Here is a 14,506-nt window from a genome sequence, read left to right as displayed (position 1 = left end):
CCCCGGCGGGCGCCCGGGCCCGCGGGCCCGTTGTCGGTGGCGGCCGATAAGGTCCCTGGCATGGCACGGATTGTGGTGATCGGCGCCGGGATGGGCGCGATGGCGGCCGCTGCCCGGCTGGCCGTCGCGGGCCACCGGGTGACGGTGTACGAGCGGGCGGCGACGTACGGCGGAGCGGTGGGCCGCTTCGAGCGCGACGGGTTCGCCTTCGACACGGGCCCCGGACTGCTGCAACTGCCCGCGGTCTACCGCGATCTGTTCGTGAAGACCGGCAAGGAGCCGCTGGAGGCGTGCGTCGACCTCGTCCAGGTCGACCCGGCGGCGCGCCACGTCTTCGCCGACGGCACGGAGGTCCCGCTGCCCAACGCCTCGCGCGCGGGGGTCGTCTCGGCCCTGGACGGGGCACTGGGCGCGGGCGCGGGTGAGCGCTGGGGCGACTTCCTGGTCCGGGCGCGTGAGGCCTGGGACCGGACGCGCAGACCGCTCCTGGAGGAGCCGCTGTGGTCCGACTGGCAGGTGCTGGGCGAGCGCGAGCCCTACCCCGCGCTGCGGCAGCGGCGTCTGCTGCGCACGCGTACGGCGGGCCGGCTCGCCGAGGTCGGCGCCTGGGAGCTGGGCGACCCCCGCCTCACCGCCCTCCTGGAGAGCTACGCGCTGGCGTACGGCCTCGACCCCCGCGCGGTCCCGGCGAGCGCGGCCGTCCTGCCGTACATGGAGCACGCCTTCGGCGCGTGGTACGTGCGCGGTGGGATCCGCGAGCTGGCGCGGGCCGTGTACGAGCGGTGCGTGGCCCGCCGGGTGGAGTTCGCGTTCGGGGCGGAGGTCGTCTCGGTCACCGAGAAGGACGGCCGGGCGAGTGGCGTGGAGCTGCGCGACGGGACCGTCACCGAGGCGGACTTCGTGGTGGGCGGCCCGCCGGAGCTGCTGAGGAGCCTGACGGGCCACGACGAGCTGTACGCGGGCGAGGCACCGGGGCAGCGTCCCGAACCTCCGTCCTGCGGCAAGGCCGTGGTCTGCCTCGCCCTGCGCGGCCCGCGCGAGGCGGGCGCCGTACACCGCACGGTCGTGCACACGGTGGACCGGGCCGAGGAGCTGGACCACACCTTCGGGGCGGGTGCGGCGGCGCCGCGGCCCACGGTGTGGGTGGACCGTCCGGACGATCCGCGGCTGCGCCCGGACGACGCCCACGAGTCCGTGGTGCTCACGGCGACGGTGCCGTCCCTCGCGCGCCACGACTGGGCGGCGGCCGGTGCCGCCGACGCCTTGGCGGACCGGATGGTCGCGGCGGCGGAGCGGGCCGTGCCGGATCTGCGCGCTCGGGTGCTGTGGCGCGAGGTACGGACGCCCCTGCACACGGAGCGGGAGACCGGGACCCGGGGCGGCGGTGTGCCCGCTCCCGCGCTGGCCGGCGCCGACGGCACCCGCCTGCGGCCGGGCAACGCCACCCGTGTACCGGGCCTGTTCGCGGTCGGCGGCTGGGCGCACCCCGGCGGCGGACTTCCGCACGCCGGTATGTCGGGGTCACTGGTCGCCGGACTGATCGTGGAGGGGCCGGACTTCAGGGGTTCGCAGTGACGGTGGCTGCCCGCGTGACACCACGCGGGCACCCGTGTCAGTACCGGTACTGCTGCTCGTCGTACCCGCCCTGCTGCTGACCGTTGCCCTCGTACGGATACGGCTGCTCCGGCGGGAGTTCGCCTCCGTACGGGTCCTCGGTGGTCCGCTGCTGCGGCACCCAGACGCCGCCGGGCGGAGTGCTGTCGCCGGCGTTGTAGGCACCCGCGGCGTACTGGTCCTGTTCGTAACCCTGCTGTCCCTGCTGCCCGTACTGCTGCTGCGAGGTGTCGTAGGACTGGCCGTAGGAGCCGGCGTCGTAGGACTGCGCGCCGACGTACGGGTCGGAGTAGGGGGCGTACTGCTGCTGCTGTCCGGTGTCGTAGCCGTACTGCTGCTGGTCGTAGCCCGAGTAGCCGTCGTACCCGTAGTTCTGGGCGAACTGGTCCTGGGACTGGCCCTGATCCGCCTGGCCGCCCTGCGCCTGTGCCTGGGCTGAGGCGGCGTACGCGGCGTCGGCGGCCGCCGCGTAGGCGGCTTCGCTGTAGACGCCGTACTGGCCGGTGTCGTCGGGCAGCGGCTGCGGCTCGTAGACCGCGGTGGACTCGGCGGCGTTCGCGGGGCGGTGCCCGAAGACCGAGTCCTCGCGTGCGAAGGCGTCGTCCCCGCCGAAGCTCTCGCTGCGGCCGAAGTCGTCCTGAGGATACGTTCCGCTCTGTGCGGCCTGGAGGTCCGTGACCTCCAAGGTCGGTTCCTGGCGGTCGGGTTCGCCGCGGCGGCGCTTGGTGATGCCCGGCCGTCCGGCGACGGCCCAGCCCGCCGCGAAACCACTGCGGAACGACAGCGTGACGTACGTCTGCCCGACGGCGAAGGCGGCGGCGCCCAGACCGATGACCACCACCGACGGGATCAGGACACCGATGACCACCCCGAGGAAGCCGCCGAAGGCCAGCAGCCGCCAGCGCAGCCGCGCCTTGTACTGCAGCAGGACCTCGCCCAGCAGCCACAGCGCGACGATGCCGAATGCGATGTAGAGGACCGTCCAGCCCATGTACGCCCCTCTCCCAGATGGCCGCTACGCAGTGTGTCGTATCACGATGCGACCGGTCTAGGCCTGCTGTGGGTGATGCAGGCCCAGGTTCTCGTAGATTTCCAGCGTCGCGGTGGAGTTGTTCAACGTAATGAAATGCAGTCCGGGGACTCCCTCGGCCAGCAGCCCCGCGCAGAACTCCGTGGCGAACTCGATGCCAATGGAGCGTACAGCCGCCGGATCGTCTTTGGCTGTGAGGATCCGCTCTTTCAGGGCCTCCGGGAACGAGGCGTTGCTCAGTTTCGGCAGCCGCTCCAGCATCTTGACGCTGGTCACCGGCATGACCTCGGGGATGACCGGGGTGTCGCAGCCCGCGGCGTCGACCCGGTCGCGCAGCCTCAGGTAGGCGTCCGGGCGGAAGAACATCTGCGTGATCGCGTAGTCGGCGCCGGCCCGGCACTTGTCGACGAAGTTCGCCACGTCCGTGTCCCAGTCCGCGGACCTCGGATGCATCTCCGGGAAGGCCGCGACACCCACGCAGAAGTCGCCGGACTCCTTGATGAGCTGGACCAGTTCGGCCGCGTAGGTGAGGCCCTGGGGGTGCGCCACCCAGTCGGCCATGGGGTCGCCGGGCGGGTCTCCGCGCACGGCGAGCATGTTCCGGATCCCGGCGTCCGCGTACTGGCCGATGATGTTGCGCAGTTCCGCGATGGAGTGGTCGACCGCGGTGAGGTGGGCGACCGGGGTGAGCGTCGTGTCGGCGACGATCTGCTCGGTGGCCTTGACCGTGCCGGCGCGGGTGGTGCCGCCGGCGCCGTAGGTCACCGAGACGAAGCTGGGGGCGACCGCCTCGACCCTGCGCAGCGCGTTCCACAGGTTCCGCTCGCCTTTTTCGGTCTTCGGCGCCCAGAACTCGAACGAGAAGGTCGTCTTGCCGGTCGCGAGCATGTCGCGCACGGTGCGCGCGCGGTCAGTCCTGGTGGAAGCAGATCCGAGGGCCATACCCGCAGGTTAGCCAGGGGGAGACGGTCCCCCAACCGGATGTGGGGAATTTGCCCGATTTGTCGACTTGTTGTCCACTCCTCGGACAACCGGCGCTCGACCGATCCTGGATCGGCGCGTACGGATCCCGCGGTTCAGGCCGCCCGGAGCCGCTTGGTGAACTCCGCCGCCGCCGCGCCCGGGTCGTCGGCCTCGGTGATCGCCCGGACGACGACGACCCGGCGGGCGCCCGCTTCCAGCACCTCGTCGAGGTTGCCGAGGTCGATGCCGCCGATGGCGAACCAGGGGCGGTCCGTGGCGAGCGCGGCCGTGTGCCGGACCAGGTCGAGGCCCGGCGCGTGGCGGCCCGGCTTGGTGGGGGTCGGCCAGCAGGGGCCCGTGCAGAAGTAGTCCACGCCGTCCTGGACGGCGGCGGCCGAGGCCTCCGGTCCGGCGTGCGTGGAGCGGCCTATCAGGACCTCGTCGCCGAGGATCGCGCGGGCCGCGGGGACGGGGAGGTCTCCCTGCCCGAGGTGCAGGACGTCGGCCCCGGCGGCGTGCGCGACGTCGGCCCGGTCATTCACCGCGAGGAGCTTGCCGTGCCGGCGGCAGGCGTCCGCGAACACCGCGAGGTGGTCGAGTTCCTCGGCCGCCTCCATGCCCTTGTCCCGCAGCTGCACGATGTCCACGCCGCCCGCGAGGACCGCGTCCAGGAAGGCGGCGAGGTCGCCCTGGCGCCTGCGGGCGTCCGTGCAGAGGTAGACCCGGGCGTCGGCGAGCTGCGCGCGTGCGGTGGATTCGGGCATGCGTGGGTCCCCCGTGTGGTGTCGGTGGCGTACGGGCCGCGGGCCGGGTCCTGCCTCGCGGCCCGTTGCCCGTGGCCCGTACGCCGTGCGGCGGTGCGGTGCTGCGGTGGTGCTGTGTGCTCAGGTCAGACGGCGAGCGCCTGGGCGCGGCGCTTCACCTCCGTGCCGCGATTCTCACTCAGAGCCTGTGCGGGGGTGCCGGGCAGGCTCTCGTCGGGGGTGAAGAGCCACTCCAGCATCTCTTCGTCGTTGTAGCCGTCGTCCCGCAGGAGCGTCAGGGTGCCTGCGAGGCCCTTGACGACCTTCTGTTCGTCCACGTCGATGAAAGCGGCGGGGACGTGCAGCGCGCGGTTCTCACCACGGCGTACGGCGATCAGCTGGCCTTCCCTGACCAGCTGCCGGACGCGCGTCACCTCGACGCCGAACTTTTCGGCGATGTCGGGGAGGGTGAGCCAGGCGGGGACGAGAGCATCGATCTTTGCGTCAATCTCGGTCACGAGGACAAGCCTGCCATCTCCCACTGACACCCGGTACCCGGGCGGTGCGCTCCGCGCGGATCGGGGGTGCGCCGGGTCGTCCGTGGGGTGCGGGCGGCTTCCGGCCGGTCGCGCTCCCTACGAGCGGCGTCCGCCACCGGGTCGTTCGTCGGGTGCGGGTCGTTCGTCGCCGGCCGCGCCGTTCCCCGCGCCCCTGACGGGGCGCCCAGTTGGGGGCGCGGGGAACTGCGCGAACGGCCCCCACCGGGCCGCGAACGACGCACGCCCTCCCCCGCGGAGCTCTAGAGCGCGGCCCCCTTCAGGGGGCGGGACGGGTCCGTCAGCAGGGCTGGGTCCATTCGGGTGCCCGACTCGATCAGGCGGCGGCCCTGCGCCAGGTCCCGCGGCCGCCCCACCGCGAGGACCGCGACCAGGCGGCCCTCCCGCAGCCAGCACACCGACCAGGACGGCCCCGCCGGATCCCCCCGCCAGAGCAGCGCGTCGGCGGCCCCGTGGTGCCCCGCGTACTGGACGAAGCGGCCGAACTGCTCGGACCAGAAGTACGGCACCGGGTCGTACGGCGCGGGCGTCTCCCCCACGATGTTCGCGGCGACCGTGCGCGGGCCCTGCAGCGCGTTGTCCCAGTGGTGGACCAGCAGACGCTCCCCGTAGCGGCCCGACGGGAACGACGCGCAGTCGCCGACCGCGTACACGCCCGGGAGGGAGGTCCGCAGATGGTCGTCCGCGACGATCTCCCGGTGGGCGCCGAGTTCGATCCCCGAACCGGCCAGCCACGCGGTGGCCGGCCGCGCCCCGATCCCGACGACGACGGCACCCGCGGGCAGCCGCGAGCCGTCGTCCAGCACCACCGCGCCGGGCTCGACGCGCACCACGCGCGCGTGGGTGCGCAGCGACGCCCCGCTGTCCGCGTACCAGGCGGCCATCGGCGCGGCCACCTCCGCGGGCAGCGCGCCCACGAGCGGCCGGCCAGCGGCCTCGACGACGGTCACCGAGCACCCCGCCTCACGTGCCGCCGTGGCGAACTCCGCGCCGATCCACCCGGCGCCCACCACCACGATGTCGTGCTGCCGGGCGAGGACGGGGCGCAGCCGCTCGGCGTCGTCGAGGGTGCGCAGCAGATGGACACCGGGTACGCCCTCGGCGCCCGGCAGCCGGACGGGTTCCGCGCCCGTGGCGACGACCAGGACGTCGTACGGGACGGGTCCCTCGGCGGTGTCGAGTTCGCGCCGGGCCGGGTGCACGCCGGTCACTTCCAGGCCCAGGCGCAGTTCCACGTCGAGCGCCTCGAAGTCGACGTCGAAGGCGGAGCCCTCGGCCTTGCCGAGCAGTACGGCCTTGGACAACGGCGGGCGGTCGTACGGCTGGTGGGGCTCCGCGCCGATCAGGGTCACGCTGCCGGGGAAGCCCTGTTCCCGCAGGGCGACGGCGGTCTGCACCCCCGCCATGCCCGCGCCGACGATCACGACGCGTACGCGCGCCGCCGGGCCCGTCTCCTGTGTCAGGTCGCTCACCCGATCACCATAGACAGTCGGTGAAATCGTCGGTCAGGGGCGCGGTCGGTGACCTGCTGCACACCCTCACGGCACGCCCTCCAGGTACGCGTCCTCGGGCTCGGCGTCAGCTCCCGGTGACCTCTTCGACCACACTCGTCCCGCTGCCCTCCTGGGACTCCCACTCCCAGGTCTCCGCCAGCCGCACCCGGCCGTCGGACGTCTCGGCGACCTGGGACACACAGTGCCCGGAGGAGGTGGTCCCGTCCGTCTTCAGCTGTACGTACCGGAAGTCGAGCCGGTCGCCCTCGCGGGTGCCCACGAGGTGGCCGCGCACGACATCGCCGCCCGCGTAGTCGGCCCAGATCACACCGCCCCGCTCGTGGTACGAGAACCGGGTGCGCGTACCCACCTGACCTGGCGCCTGGTCGGCCACGGGGGCGAGAACGAGTCCGTCGAGCGAGCGGGCCATGCCGTGAGGCTCCCTTACTGAGGTGCGAGGCGAAGAGCTAGGGTGGCCAACGTAAAGCACTCGCGGGAGCCCGGGCGTACCGGGCTGAGAGGGAGGCTGGGACGGCCTCCGACCGTACGAACCTGATCCGGGTCATGCCGGCGAAGGGAGGGGCTGGACGCCCATGTCGCGTACACCGCAAGCACCTTCATCCCACGTCCCGGCCGTCGACGTCCTGGTCGTCGGGGGCGGGATCATCGGCTTGGTCACCGCCTGGCGGGCCGCGCAGCGCGGGTTGACGACCGCGCTGGTGGACCCCGAGCCCGGCGGCGGCGCCGCGCAGGTCGCGGCCGGGATGCTGGCCGCCGTCACCGAGCTGCACTACGGCGAGGAGACCCTGCTCGGCCTCAACCTGGCCTCCGCGCGCCGTTATCCGGACTTCGTCACGGAGCTGACCGGGGCGACCGGCCAGGACCTCGGCTACCGCAGGTGCGGCACGCTGACCGTCGCGCTCGACGCCGACGACCGCGCCCATCTGCGGGAACTGCACGCCCTGCAGAGCCGGTCGGGCCTGGAGTCGGAGTGGCTGAGCGGCCGCGAGTGCCGTCGCCTGGAGCCGATGCTCGCGCCCGGGGTGCGCGGCGGGCTGCGGGTGGACGGCGACCACCAGATCGACCCGCGACGGCTCACTTCGGCGCTGGTCACGGCCTGTGAGCGGGCCGGAGTGGTCTTCCACCGGATGTGGGCCGAGCGTCTGACCGTCGTACGGGACCGCGCCCGCGGAGTCGTCGCCTCGGACGGCACCGAGCTGTCCGCGGGGCAGGTGGTCCTCGCCGCGGGCAGCCTCAGCGGACGTCTCGCGGGTGTGCCCGAGTACGTACTGCCGCCGGTGCGGCCCGTGAAGGGGCAGGTGCTGCGGCTGGCCATGCCGGAGCCGCCCCCGGCGCTCACCGGCCCGAGCGCGCCCTTCCTGAGCCGGACGGTGCGCGCCGTCGTCCGCGGCAGCCACGTCTACCTGGTGCCGCGCGAGAACGGCGAGCTGGTCGTCGGCGCGACCAGCGAGGAACTGGGCTGGGACACCACGGTGACCGCGGGCGGGGTGTACGAGCTGCTGCGGGACGCCCACGAACTCGTCCCCGGCATCACCGAACTGCCGCTCGTCGAGACGCGCGCGGGACTGCGCCCGGGCTCCCCCGACAACGCGCCGCTGCTCGGCCCGACCGAGCTTCCCGGGCTGCTCCTGGCGACCGGCCACCACCGCAACGGCGTGCTGCTCACCCCGGTGACCGGCGACGCCCTGGCGCACGCCCTGACCACCGGTGAACTCCCCGAAGAGGCCCGCCCGTTCGCCCCCGGCCGGTTCGACGCCGCCGCACTCACGGAGCAGCCCGCATGAGCGTGACCGTCCTCGTCAACGGGGAGCGGCGCCAACTGGCCGCCGACACCGCCCTCGACACCCTCGTCACGACGCTCTGCGCGGCCCCCTCCGGGGTCGCCGCCGCGCTCAACGAGACCGTCGTCCCGCGCACGCAGTGGCCGACGACCCTCCTGCGCGAGGGAGACCGCGTCGAAGTACTCACCGCCGTCCAAGGAGGCTGACCCATGGCCGACGACCCGTTCGTCCTCGGCGGTACGTCCTACACGTCCCGTCTGATCATGGGCACCGGCGGTGCCCCCAGCCTCGACGTCCTGGAGCGCTCGCTCGTCGCGTCCGGCACGGAGCTGACGACGGTCGCGATGCGGCGCGTGAGTCCCGGATCGCACGGCTCGGTGCTCTCCGTGCTGGACCGGCTCGGTATCCGCGTGCTGCCCAACACCGCGGGCTGTTTCACCGCCGGGGAGGCCGTCCTGACGGCCCGCCTCGCGCGTGAGGCGCTCGGCACGGACGTCGTCAAGCTGGAGGTCATCGCCGACGAGCGCACGCTGCTGCCCGACCCGATCGAGCTGCTCGACGCCGCCGAGACCCTGGTCGACGACGGCTTCACGGTCCTGCCGTACACGAACGACGACCCGGTCCTCGCGAGGAAGCTGGAGGACGTGGGCTGCGCCGCGATCATGCCGCTCGGGTCGCCCATCGGGTCGGGGCTCGGGATCCGCAACCCGCACAACTTCCAGCTGATCGTGGAGCACGCGCGCGTACCGGTCATCCTGGACGCCGGAGCGGGCACGGCGTCGGACGCGGCGCTCGCCATGGAGCTGGGGTGCGCCGGTGTGATGCTCGCCTCGGCGGTGACCCGGGCGCAGGAGCCGGTCCTCATGGCCGAGGGCATGCGGCACGCGGTCGAGGCCGGGCGGCTCGCGTACCGGGCCGGGCGCATCCCGCGCCGCCACTTCGCCGAGGCCTCGTCACCGGTGGACGGAATCGCGCGACTCGACCCGGAACGCCCCGCTTTCTGACCTTTGGCCTGAACATCCGTCCGGATCCGCACACCCCGTCGCGGTTTTCCGGTGCGAGGTCCGTCACAGCTCGGCTTCAGTACCGCCCCGGTATCGCCCGCACGGGCGGCTCCGTCAGTGGTGGCTCGTACACTCACCTGCGTGGATACGACCCTTCAAGACCCCTTGGTCGGGCATGTGCTCGACGGTCGGTATCGCGTCGACGCGCGCATCGCGGTCGGCGGGATGGCCACGGTCTACCGGGCCGTGGACACCCGCCTCGACCGGGTGCTCGCGCTCAAGGTGATGCATCCGACCCTGGCGGCCGACGCCTCGTTCGTCGACCGCTTCATCCGCGAGGCCAAGTCGGTGGCCAGGCTCGCCCACCCGAACGTGGTGCAGGTCTTCGACCAGGGCACCGACGGCCCGTACGTCTATCTGGCGATGGAGTACGTGGCCGGATGCACCCTTCGTGACGTACTGCGCGAGCGCGGGGCGCTCCAGCCGCGGGCCGCGCTGGACATCCTGGAGCCGGTCCTCGCCGCGCTCGGCGCCGCGCACCGCGCCGGGTTCGTGCACCGCGACATGAAGCCGGAGAACGTCCTCATAGGGGACGACGGCCGGGTGAAGGTGGCGGACTTCGGTCTCGTGCGGGCCGTGGACACGGTCACCCACACGACGGGCGCCGTCCTCGGCACGGTGTCGTATCTCGCGCCGGAGCAGATAGAACACGGCACGGCCGACCCCCGCGTGGACGTGTACGCGTGCGGCATCCTCCTCTTCGAGATGCTGACCGGCGACCGTCCCCACTCGGGCGACTCACCCGCCGCGGTGCTCTACAAGCACCTCCACGAGGACGTGCCCCCGCCGTCGGCGCTCGTGCCGGGCCTCGCCTACGAACTCGACGAGCTGGTCACCGCGGCGACCGCGCGCAACCCCGGCGTCCGCCCGTACGACGCGGTGGCGCTGCTCGCCCAGACCCTGGACGCGCGCAGTGCCCTGAGCGACGACCAGCTGGACGCCGTACCCCCGGGGGCCCTCACCACGGACCGCCCGGGCGGCGCCGAGAACCGTACGAGCGTGATCCCGCGCTCGCTGTCGGTGCCCCGGATGCTCCCGGTGAACGAGGACGACGACGCGGAGCTGCACCGCACCAGCTTCCTGCCGTCCCCGCCGCCCGAGCCCCCGCGGCGCGTGCGCACCATGGCACCTCGCCGGGGCGTCCTCGCGATCGTCGCCGCGGTGCTGCTGGTCCTCGGCGTCGGCGCCGGGGTCTGGTACATCAACTCCGGCCAGTTCACCGAGGTCCCCGCGGTGCTCGACAAGACCGAGGCGCAAGCCAGGAAGACCATCGAGGACGCCGGCCTCGACGTGCGGACGAACAAGGCGTACAGCGACACGGTCAAGCTCGGCCGGGTCATCAGCACCGACCCGAAGCCCACCTCCCGCATCCGCGACAACGGCTCCGTGACCCTGACGATCTCCAAGGGCCCCAACACCGTGCGGGTCCCGGACCTCAAGGGCTACACGCTCGACAAGGCCAAGCAGCGGCTGAAGAAGGAAGGCCTCGCCGCGGGCATGGTCACCAAGTCCTTCAGCGAGGACGTCACCGCGGGCTATGTGATCGGCACCAAGCCGGGGGCGGGCACCGAGCGCCGCGGCGGTTCGGCGATCGCGCTCGTCGTCAGCAAGGGCAGCCCGGTGGACGTGCCCGACGTGCTCGGCAACGACCTGGAGGACGCCAGGCAGGAGCTGGAGGACGCGGGTCTGACCGTCGAGGTCGCCTCCGGGCGGATCACCTCCGACTACGAGGCCGGCCAGGTCGCCGAGCAGTCGCCCGAGGCCGACAAGCAGGTGGCCCAGGGCGACACCGTCAAGCTGACGGTCTCCAAGGGTCCGCCGCTGGTCGAGGTCCCGGACGTCGTGGGCGACAGCGTCGACGACGCCAAGCAGACGCTGGAGGACGCCGGTTTCGAGGTCGAGGTGGACCGCGGGCTGCTCGGACTCTTCGGCGACACGGTCGAGAGCCAGTCGACCGAGGGCGGCGAGACGGCACCCAAGGGCTCGAAGATCACCATCGAGATCCGCTGAGTCACCTAGCCGCTGAGCCGCTGAGCCGCTGAGCGAGGTTCGTCAGGCTTGTACGGACATGGCCGACGACGGGACCGCCGGGACCGCGTGACACCCTTGGCGGGTGAGCACTCAGCAGTCCCGCAACCCCGTCGGCGGCCATGTCCCCGTCGCCGGAGGCCTTGCCTCCGTAGGCCTCTCGTACGCGCGTGACCTGGTCGCCGAGACCGTCCAGGTCTTCGTCGCCAACCCGCGCGGCTGGGCGACACCGCCCGGGAACCCGGCCCAGGACGAGCAGTTCCGCGCCGCCTGCGCCGCGGAGTCCATCCCCGCGTACGTCCACGCGCCCTACCTGATCAACTTCGGCTCGCACACCGAGGCGACCGTGGAGAAGTCCGTGGAGTCGCTGCGGCACTCACTGCGCCGGGCGCGGGCGATCGGGGCACTGGGCGTGGTCGTGCACACGGGCTCGGCGACCGGTGGCCGGGAGCGCTCGGTCGCGCTGCGGCAGGTGCGCGAGCACATGCTGCCGCTGCTCGACGAGCTGACCCACGACGACGACCCGTTCCTGCTCCTTGAGTCGACCGCCGGCCAGGGCTCCTCGCTCTGCTCGCGGACCTGGGACTTCGGGCCGTACTTCGAGGCGCTCGACGCCCACCCCAAGCTCGGCGTCTGCCTGGACACGTGCCACATCTTCGCCGCGGGCCACGACCTCACCGGGCCCAGCGGGATGCACCAGACCCTCGATCTGCTGGTGGACACGGTCGGCGAGGGCCGCCTGAAGCTGATCCACGCCAACGACTCCAAGGACGTGGCCGGCGCCCACAAGGACCGCCACGCGAACATCGGCGCCGGTCACATCGGCGAGGACCCGTTCCGCGCCCTGATGACCCACCCCGCCACCGAGGGCGTACCGCTGGTCATCGAGACGCCCGGCGGCAAGGAGGGGCACGCGGCGGACGTGGAGCGCCTGAAGAAGCTCAGGGACGGCTGAGAAGACACAAGCCGCCCGGCACGACTGCACGACTGCACCCGGTACGCGACACCTGGCACCCGGCACCCGACACCCGGCACCCACAGCGGGTCGAGCGCCTTGAATGGATACCCCCAGGGGGTATATGGTCGGACTGTTCGAACCCTGAGACAGGAACCGTCGTTCACCGATGCCGGAGGTTCTGATGCAGCACGACGGACACCCGCACGCGAGCTGGTCCACGGCCGTCCGCGCCACCCTGCACTGCCTCACCGGGTGCGCCATCGGCGAGGTGCTCGGCATGGTGATCGGCACCGCGCTCGGCTGGGACTCCGTGCCGACGCTTCTCCTGGCGATCGCCCTGGCCTTCTTCTTCGGTTACGCGCTCACCCTGCGCGGCGTCCTGAAGGCGGGCGTCGACCTCAGGTCCGCGATCCGGGTCGCGCTCGCCGCGGACACGCTCTCCATCGCCGTGATGGAGCTGATCGACAACGGCGTGATCGCCCTCTGGCCGGGCGCGATGGACACCGGGCTCGGGGATCCGCTGTTCTGGTGGGTGCTGGCGATCGCGCTGGCCGCCGCGTTCGTGGTCACGACGCCGGTCAACAAGTGGATGATCGGTCGCGGCAAGGGCCACGCCGTGGTGCACCAGTACCACCACTGACCAGGCAGTACCACCACCGACCAGGAGAGACGGCGGGACCGGGGACCGTCAGAGCTCGGGGCCGTCCCCGGGCTCCTCCTGGTAGGAGTAGCGCTGCTCACGCCAGGGATCGCCCACGTTGTGGTAGCCGCGCTCCTCCCAGAAGCCGCGGCGGTCGGCGGTCATGTACTCCACGCCGCGGACCCACTTGGGGCCCTTCCAGGCGTACAGCTGCGGGACGACGAGACGCAGCGGGAAACCGTGCTCGGCGGTGAGCAGTTCACCGTCCTTGTGGGTGGCGAAGATCGAGCGCTCGGACGCGAAGTCCTCCAGGCGCAGATTCGAACTGAAGCCGTACTCCGCCCAGACCATGACATGGGTGACGGCGGGCGCCGGCGGGGCGATCTCCAGGATCGTCCGGGTCGGCACACCACCCCACTCCGCACCGACCATGCTGAACTTGGTGACGCAGTGCAGATCGGCCACGACCGTCGCGTACGGCAGTGCGGTGAACTCGTCGTGGGTCCAGCGGTACTTCTCGCCGTCGGCGGTGGCGCCGAAGATCCTGAATTCCCAGCGCTCGGGGCGGAACTTGGGTACGGGCCCGTAGTGCGTGACCGGCCAGCCCCGCTGCAGTCGCTGCCCCGGCGGAAGCTCCGACTGCCCTGCTTCTCCAGATTCACGACCCACCGGCTGACCCATGACTCCATCCTGACAGACCGGGGAAGGTGGACATGACCAGGTCCGTACCCTCCCGGCCAACCACGACAAGTCGGACTAAGCCTGTACTTACTTACTAAGCATGCACTTACTGGACGATCTTCAACACCGGTGCAATCATGCGGCGCAACCCACCAGTTCCCCCGCCTGGAAGGAGCCTTCGCGATGCAGGGCGACCCCGAGGTTCTCGAATTCCTCAACGAGCAGCTGACCGCCGAGCTCACCGCGATCAACCAGTACTTCCTGCACGCGAAGATGCAGGAGAACTTCGGCTGGACGAAGCTGGCGAAGTACACGCGCTCCGAGTCGTTCGACGAGATGAAGCACGCCGAACTGCTGACCGACCGCATCCTCTTCCTTGACGGCCTGCCGAACTATCAGCGGCTCTTCCACGTCCGGGTCGGACAGACGGTCACCGAGATGTTCCAGGCAGACCGCCAGGTCGAGGTCGAGGCGATCGACCGCCTCCGGCGCGGTATCGACGTGATGCGGGCCAAGGGCGACGTCACGTCCGCGAACATCTTCGAGTCGATCCTCGCGGACGAGGAGCACCACATCGACTATCTGGACACCCAGCTGGAGCTGGTGGAGAAGCTCGGCGAGGCGCTCTACATCGCGCAGCTCATCGAGCAGCCGGAGAGCTAGGGCAGGCAGGCCAGGCAGGCCTCAGGCCGCCTCGTCCAGCCGCTCCTCCCGGCGCCGCGCCTCCGCGAGGGCGGGGATGCCCTGATCCGCCGACGCACGGCCGGGGACGGCGCCCCGGCCCAGCAGCGCCTGGATGCGCCGGACGCAGGATCCGCAGTCGGTGCCCGCCTTGCAGGCGGACGCTATCTGCCGGGGGGTGCAGGCACCGTCCGCCGCGTGCTTCTTCACCTGTGCCTCGGTCACTCCGAAGCAGTTGCAGACGAACACGCG

16 protein-coding genes and 1 riboswitch are annotated in these 14,506 nt (G+C 72.0%); of the genes, 8 read left to right on the top strand and 8 right to left on the bottom strand.

Going from position 1 to position 14,506, the window contains the following annotated elements; genetic code table 11:
• The first annotated feature begins 60 nt into the window (after positions 1–60).
• Entirely contained in the window at positions 61–1,575 is a 1,515-nt protein-coding gene (locus IE278_RS36300) for a phytoene desaturase family protein (protein WP_189779018.1), read from the top strand.
• A gap of 37 nt (positions 1,576–1,612) precedes the next feature.
• On the opposite strand, the gene IE278_RS36295 is transcribed toward IE278_RS36300, so the two are convergent.
• The 6 genes from IE278_RS36295 to IE278_RS36270 all read right to left on the bottom strand — a co-directional run bounded on the left by IE278_RS36295 (position 1,613) and on the right by IE278_RS36270 (position 6,830).
• On the bottom strand, positions 1,613–2,605 hold the full coding sequence (locus IE278_RS36295; protein WP_189779016.1) for an SCO2102 family sporulation regulator: 993 nt from the start codon (positions 2,603–2,605) through the stop codon (positions 1,613–1,615).
• Between the two features lie 57 nt (positions 2,606–2,662).
• Positions 2,663–3,586, bottom strand: a complete 924-nt coding sequence (metF, locus tag IE278_RS36290) for a methylenetetrahydrofolate reductase [NAD(P)H] (protein WP_189779014.1) — start codon at positions 3,584–3,586, stop codon at positions 2,663–2,665.
• A gap of 134 nt (positions 3,587–3,720) precedes the next feature.
• Positions 3,721–4,371 (bottom strand): thiamine phosphate synthase, encoded by a 651-nt coding sequence (gene thiE / locus IE278_RS36285; RefSeq protein ID WP_189779012.1) that lies wholly within the window; start codon positions 4,369–4,371, stop codon positions 3,721–3,723.
• A 125-nt stretch (positions 4,372–4,496) separates the two neighbouring features.
• The gene (locus tag IE278_RS36280; RefSeq protein WP_107017464.1) at positions 4,497–4,868 is read right to left on the bottom strand and encodes an Rv2175c family DNA-binding protein; all 372 of its coding nucleotides are present in this window, start codon (positions 4,866–4,868) and stop codon (positions 4,497–4,499) included.
• A gap of 281 nt (positions 4,869–5,149) precedes the next feature.
• Positions 5,150–6,313: an NAD(P)/FAD-dependent oxidoreductase gene (locus IE278_RS36275; RefSeq protein ID WP_373312186.1), complete on the bottom strand. Its 1,164-nt coding sequence runs from the start codon at positions 6,311–6,313 to the stop codon at positions 5,150–5,152.
• Between the two features lie 172 nt (positions 6,314–6,485).
• The gene (locus IE278_RS36270; protein WP_189779008.1) at positions 6,486–6,830 is read right to left on the bottom strand and encodes an avidin-fold protein; all 345 of its coding nucleotides are present in this window, start codon (positions 6,828–6,830) and stop codon (positions 6,486–6,488) included.
• Between the two features lie 52 nt (positions 6,831–6,882).
• A riboswitch (TPP riboswitch) is annotated at positions 6,883–6,996 on the top strand.
• Here IE278_RS36270 and thiO point away from each other — a divergent pair.
• The 6 genes from thiO to IE278_RS36240 all read left to right on the top strand — a co-directional run bounded on the left by thiO (position 6,994) and on the right by IE278_RS36240 (position 12,892).
• Positions 6,994–8,205, top strand: a complete 1,212-nt coding sequence (gene thiO / locus IE278_RS36265) for a glycine oxidase ThiO (RefSeq protein WP_189779007.1) — start codon at positions 6,994–6,996, stop codon at positions 8,203–8,205. (Overlaps the previous riboswitch by 3 nt.)
• Positions 8,202–8,408 (top strand): sulfur carrier protein ThiS, encoded by a 207-nt coding sequence (gene thiS, locus IE278_RS36260; RefSeq protein WP_189779005.1) that lies wholly within the window; start codon positions 8,202–8,204, stop codon positions 8,406–8,408. Before thiO ends, thiS begins: the two co-directional genes overlap by 4 nt.
• Positions 8,409–8,411: 3 nt before the next feature.
• Entirely contained in the window at positions 8,412–9,206 is a 795-nt protein-coding gene (locus tag IE278_RS36255) for a thiazole synthase (protein WP_189779002.1), read from the top strand.
• Positions 9,207–9,347: 141 nt separating this feature from the next.
• The gene (gene pknB, locus IE278_RS36250) at positions 9,348–11,276 is read left to right on the top strand and encodes a Stk1 family PASTA domain-containing Ser/Thr kinase (RefSeq protein WP_189779000.1); all 1,929 of its coding nucleotides are present in this window, start codon (positions 9,348–9,350) and stop codon (positions 11,274–11,276) included.
• A gap of 103 nt (positions 11,277–11,379) precedes the next feature.
• On the top strand, positions 11,380–12,249 hold the full coding sequence (locus tag IE278_RS36245) for a deoxyribonuclease IV (RefSeq protein ID WP_189778997.1): 870 nt from the start codon (positions 11,380–11,382) through the stop codon (positions 12,247–12,249).
• 184 nt (positions 12,250–12,433) lie between these two features.
• Entirely contained in the window at positions 12,434–12,892 is a 459-nt protein-coding gene (locus tag IE278_RS36240) for a DUF4396 domain-containing protein (RefSeq protein ID WP_189779063.1), read from the top strand.
• A gap of 48 nt (positions 12,893–12,940) precedes the next feature.
• Here the strand turns inward: IE278_RS36240 and IE278_RS36235 are convergent, their stop codons facing one another.
• Positions 12,941–13,573 carry a sulfite oxidase-like oxidoreductase gene (locus IE278_RS36235; protein ID WP_189778995.1) on the bottom strand — a complete coding sequence of 211 codons (633 nt, stop codon included), beginning with the start codon at positions 13,571–13,573 and terminating at the stop codon, positions 12,941–12,943.
• A 183-nt stretch (positions 13,574–13,756) separates the two neighbouring features.
• Between IE278_RS36235 and bfr the strand changes: the two genes are divergently transcribed.
• Positions 13,757–14,236, top strand: coding sequence for a bacterioferritin (gene bfr, locus IE278_RS36230; protein WP_107017456.1), 480 nt, complete (start codon positions 13,757–13,759; stop codon positions 14,234–14,236).
• Positions 14,237–14,257: 21 nt separating this feature from the next.
• Here the strand turns inward: bfr and IE278_RS36225 are convergent, their stop codons facing one another.
• A complete protein-coding gene (locus IE278_RS36225; protein ID WP_189778993.1) occupies positions 14,258–14,503 on the bottom strand; it encodes a (2Fe-2S)-binding protein in 246 nt (81 codons plus the stop codon).
• Positions 14,504–14,506 lie beyond the last annotated feature (3 nt).

It is taken from the genome of Streptomyces tauricus (assembly GCF_014650955.1).
In the GTDB taxonomy this organism is placed as follows: Bacteria; Actinomycetota; Actinomycetes; order Streptomycetales; family Streptomycetaceae; genus Streptomyces; species Streptomyces tauricus.
Note: the sequence above shows the minus strand (reverse complement) of the source record. Positions and strands in the feature narration are given on the sequence as shown.

Excerpts from the sequence above, each read along its gene's own strand:
- thiE (WP_189779012.1), bottom strand. The coding sequence starts at position 4,371 with ATGCCCGAATCCACCGCACGCGCGCAGCTCGCCGACGCCCGGGTCTAC.
- IE278_RS36235 (WP_189778995.1), bottom strand. The coding sequence starts at position 13,573 with ATGGGTCAGCCGGTGGGTCGTGAATCTGGAGAAGCAGGGCAGTCGGAG.
- IE278_RS36255 (WP_189779002.1), top strand. The coding sequence starts at position 8,412 with ATGGCCGACGACCCGTTCGTCCTCGGCGGTACGTCCTACACGTCCCGT.
- thiO (WP_189779007.1), top strand. The coding sequence starts at position 6,994 with ATGTCGCGTACACCGCAAGCACCTTCATCCCACGTCCCGGCCGTCGAC.
- IE278_RS36275 (WP_373312186.1), bottom strand. The coding sequence starts at position 6,313 with ATGGCGGGGGTGCAGACCGCCGTCGCCCTGCGGGAACAGGGCTTCCCC.
- IE278_RS36300 (WP_189779018.1), top strand. The coding sequence starts at position 61 with ATGGCACGGATTGTGGTGATCGGCGCCGGGATGGGCGCGATGGCGGCC.
- IE278_RS36240 (WP_189779063.1), top strand. The coding sequence starts at position 12,434 with ATGCAGCACGACGGACACCCGCACGCGAGCTGGTCCACGGCCGTCCGC.
- IE278_RS36295 (WP_189779016.1), bottom strand. The coding sequence starts at position 2,605 with ATGGGCTGGACGGTCCTCTACATCGCATTCGGCATCGTCGCGCTGTGG.
- bfr (WP_107017456.1), top strand. The coding sequence starts at position 13,757 with ATGCAGGGCGACCCCGAGGTTCTCGAATTCCTCAACGAGCAGCTGACC.
- metF (WP_189779014.1), bottom strand. The coding sequence starts at position 3,586 with ATGGCCCTCGGATCTGCTTCCACCAGGACTGACCGCGCGCGCACCGTG.
- thiS (WP_189779005.1), top strand. The coding sequence starts at position 8,202 with ATGAGCGTGACCGTCCTCGTCAACGGGGAGCGGCGCCAACTGGCCGCC.
- IE278_RS36270 (WP_189779008.1), bottom strand. The coding sequence starts at position 6,830 with ATGGCCCGCTCGCTCGACGGACTCGTTCTCGCCCCCGTGGCCGACCAG.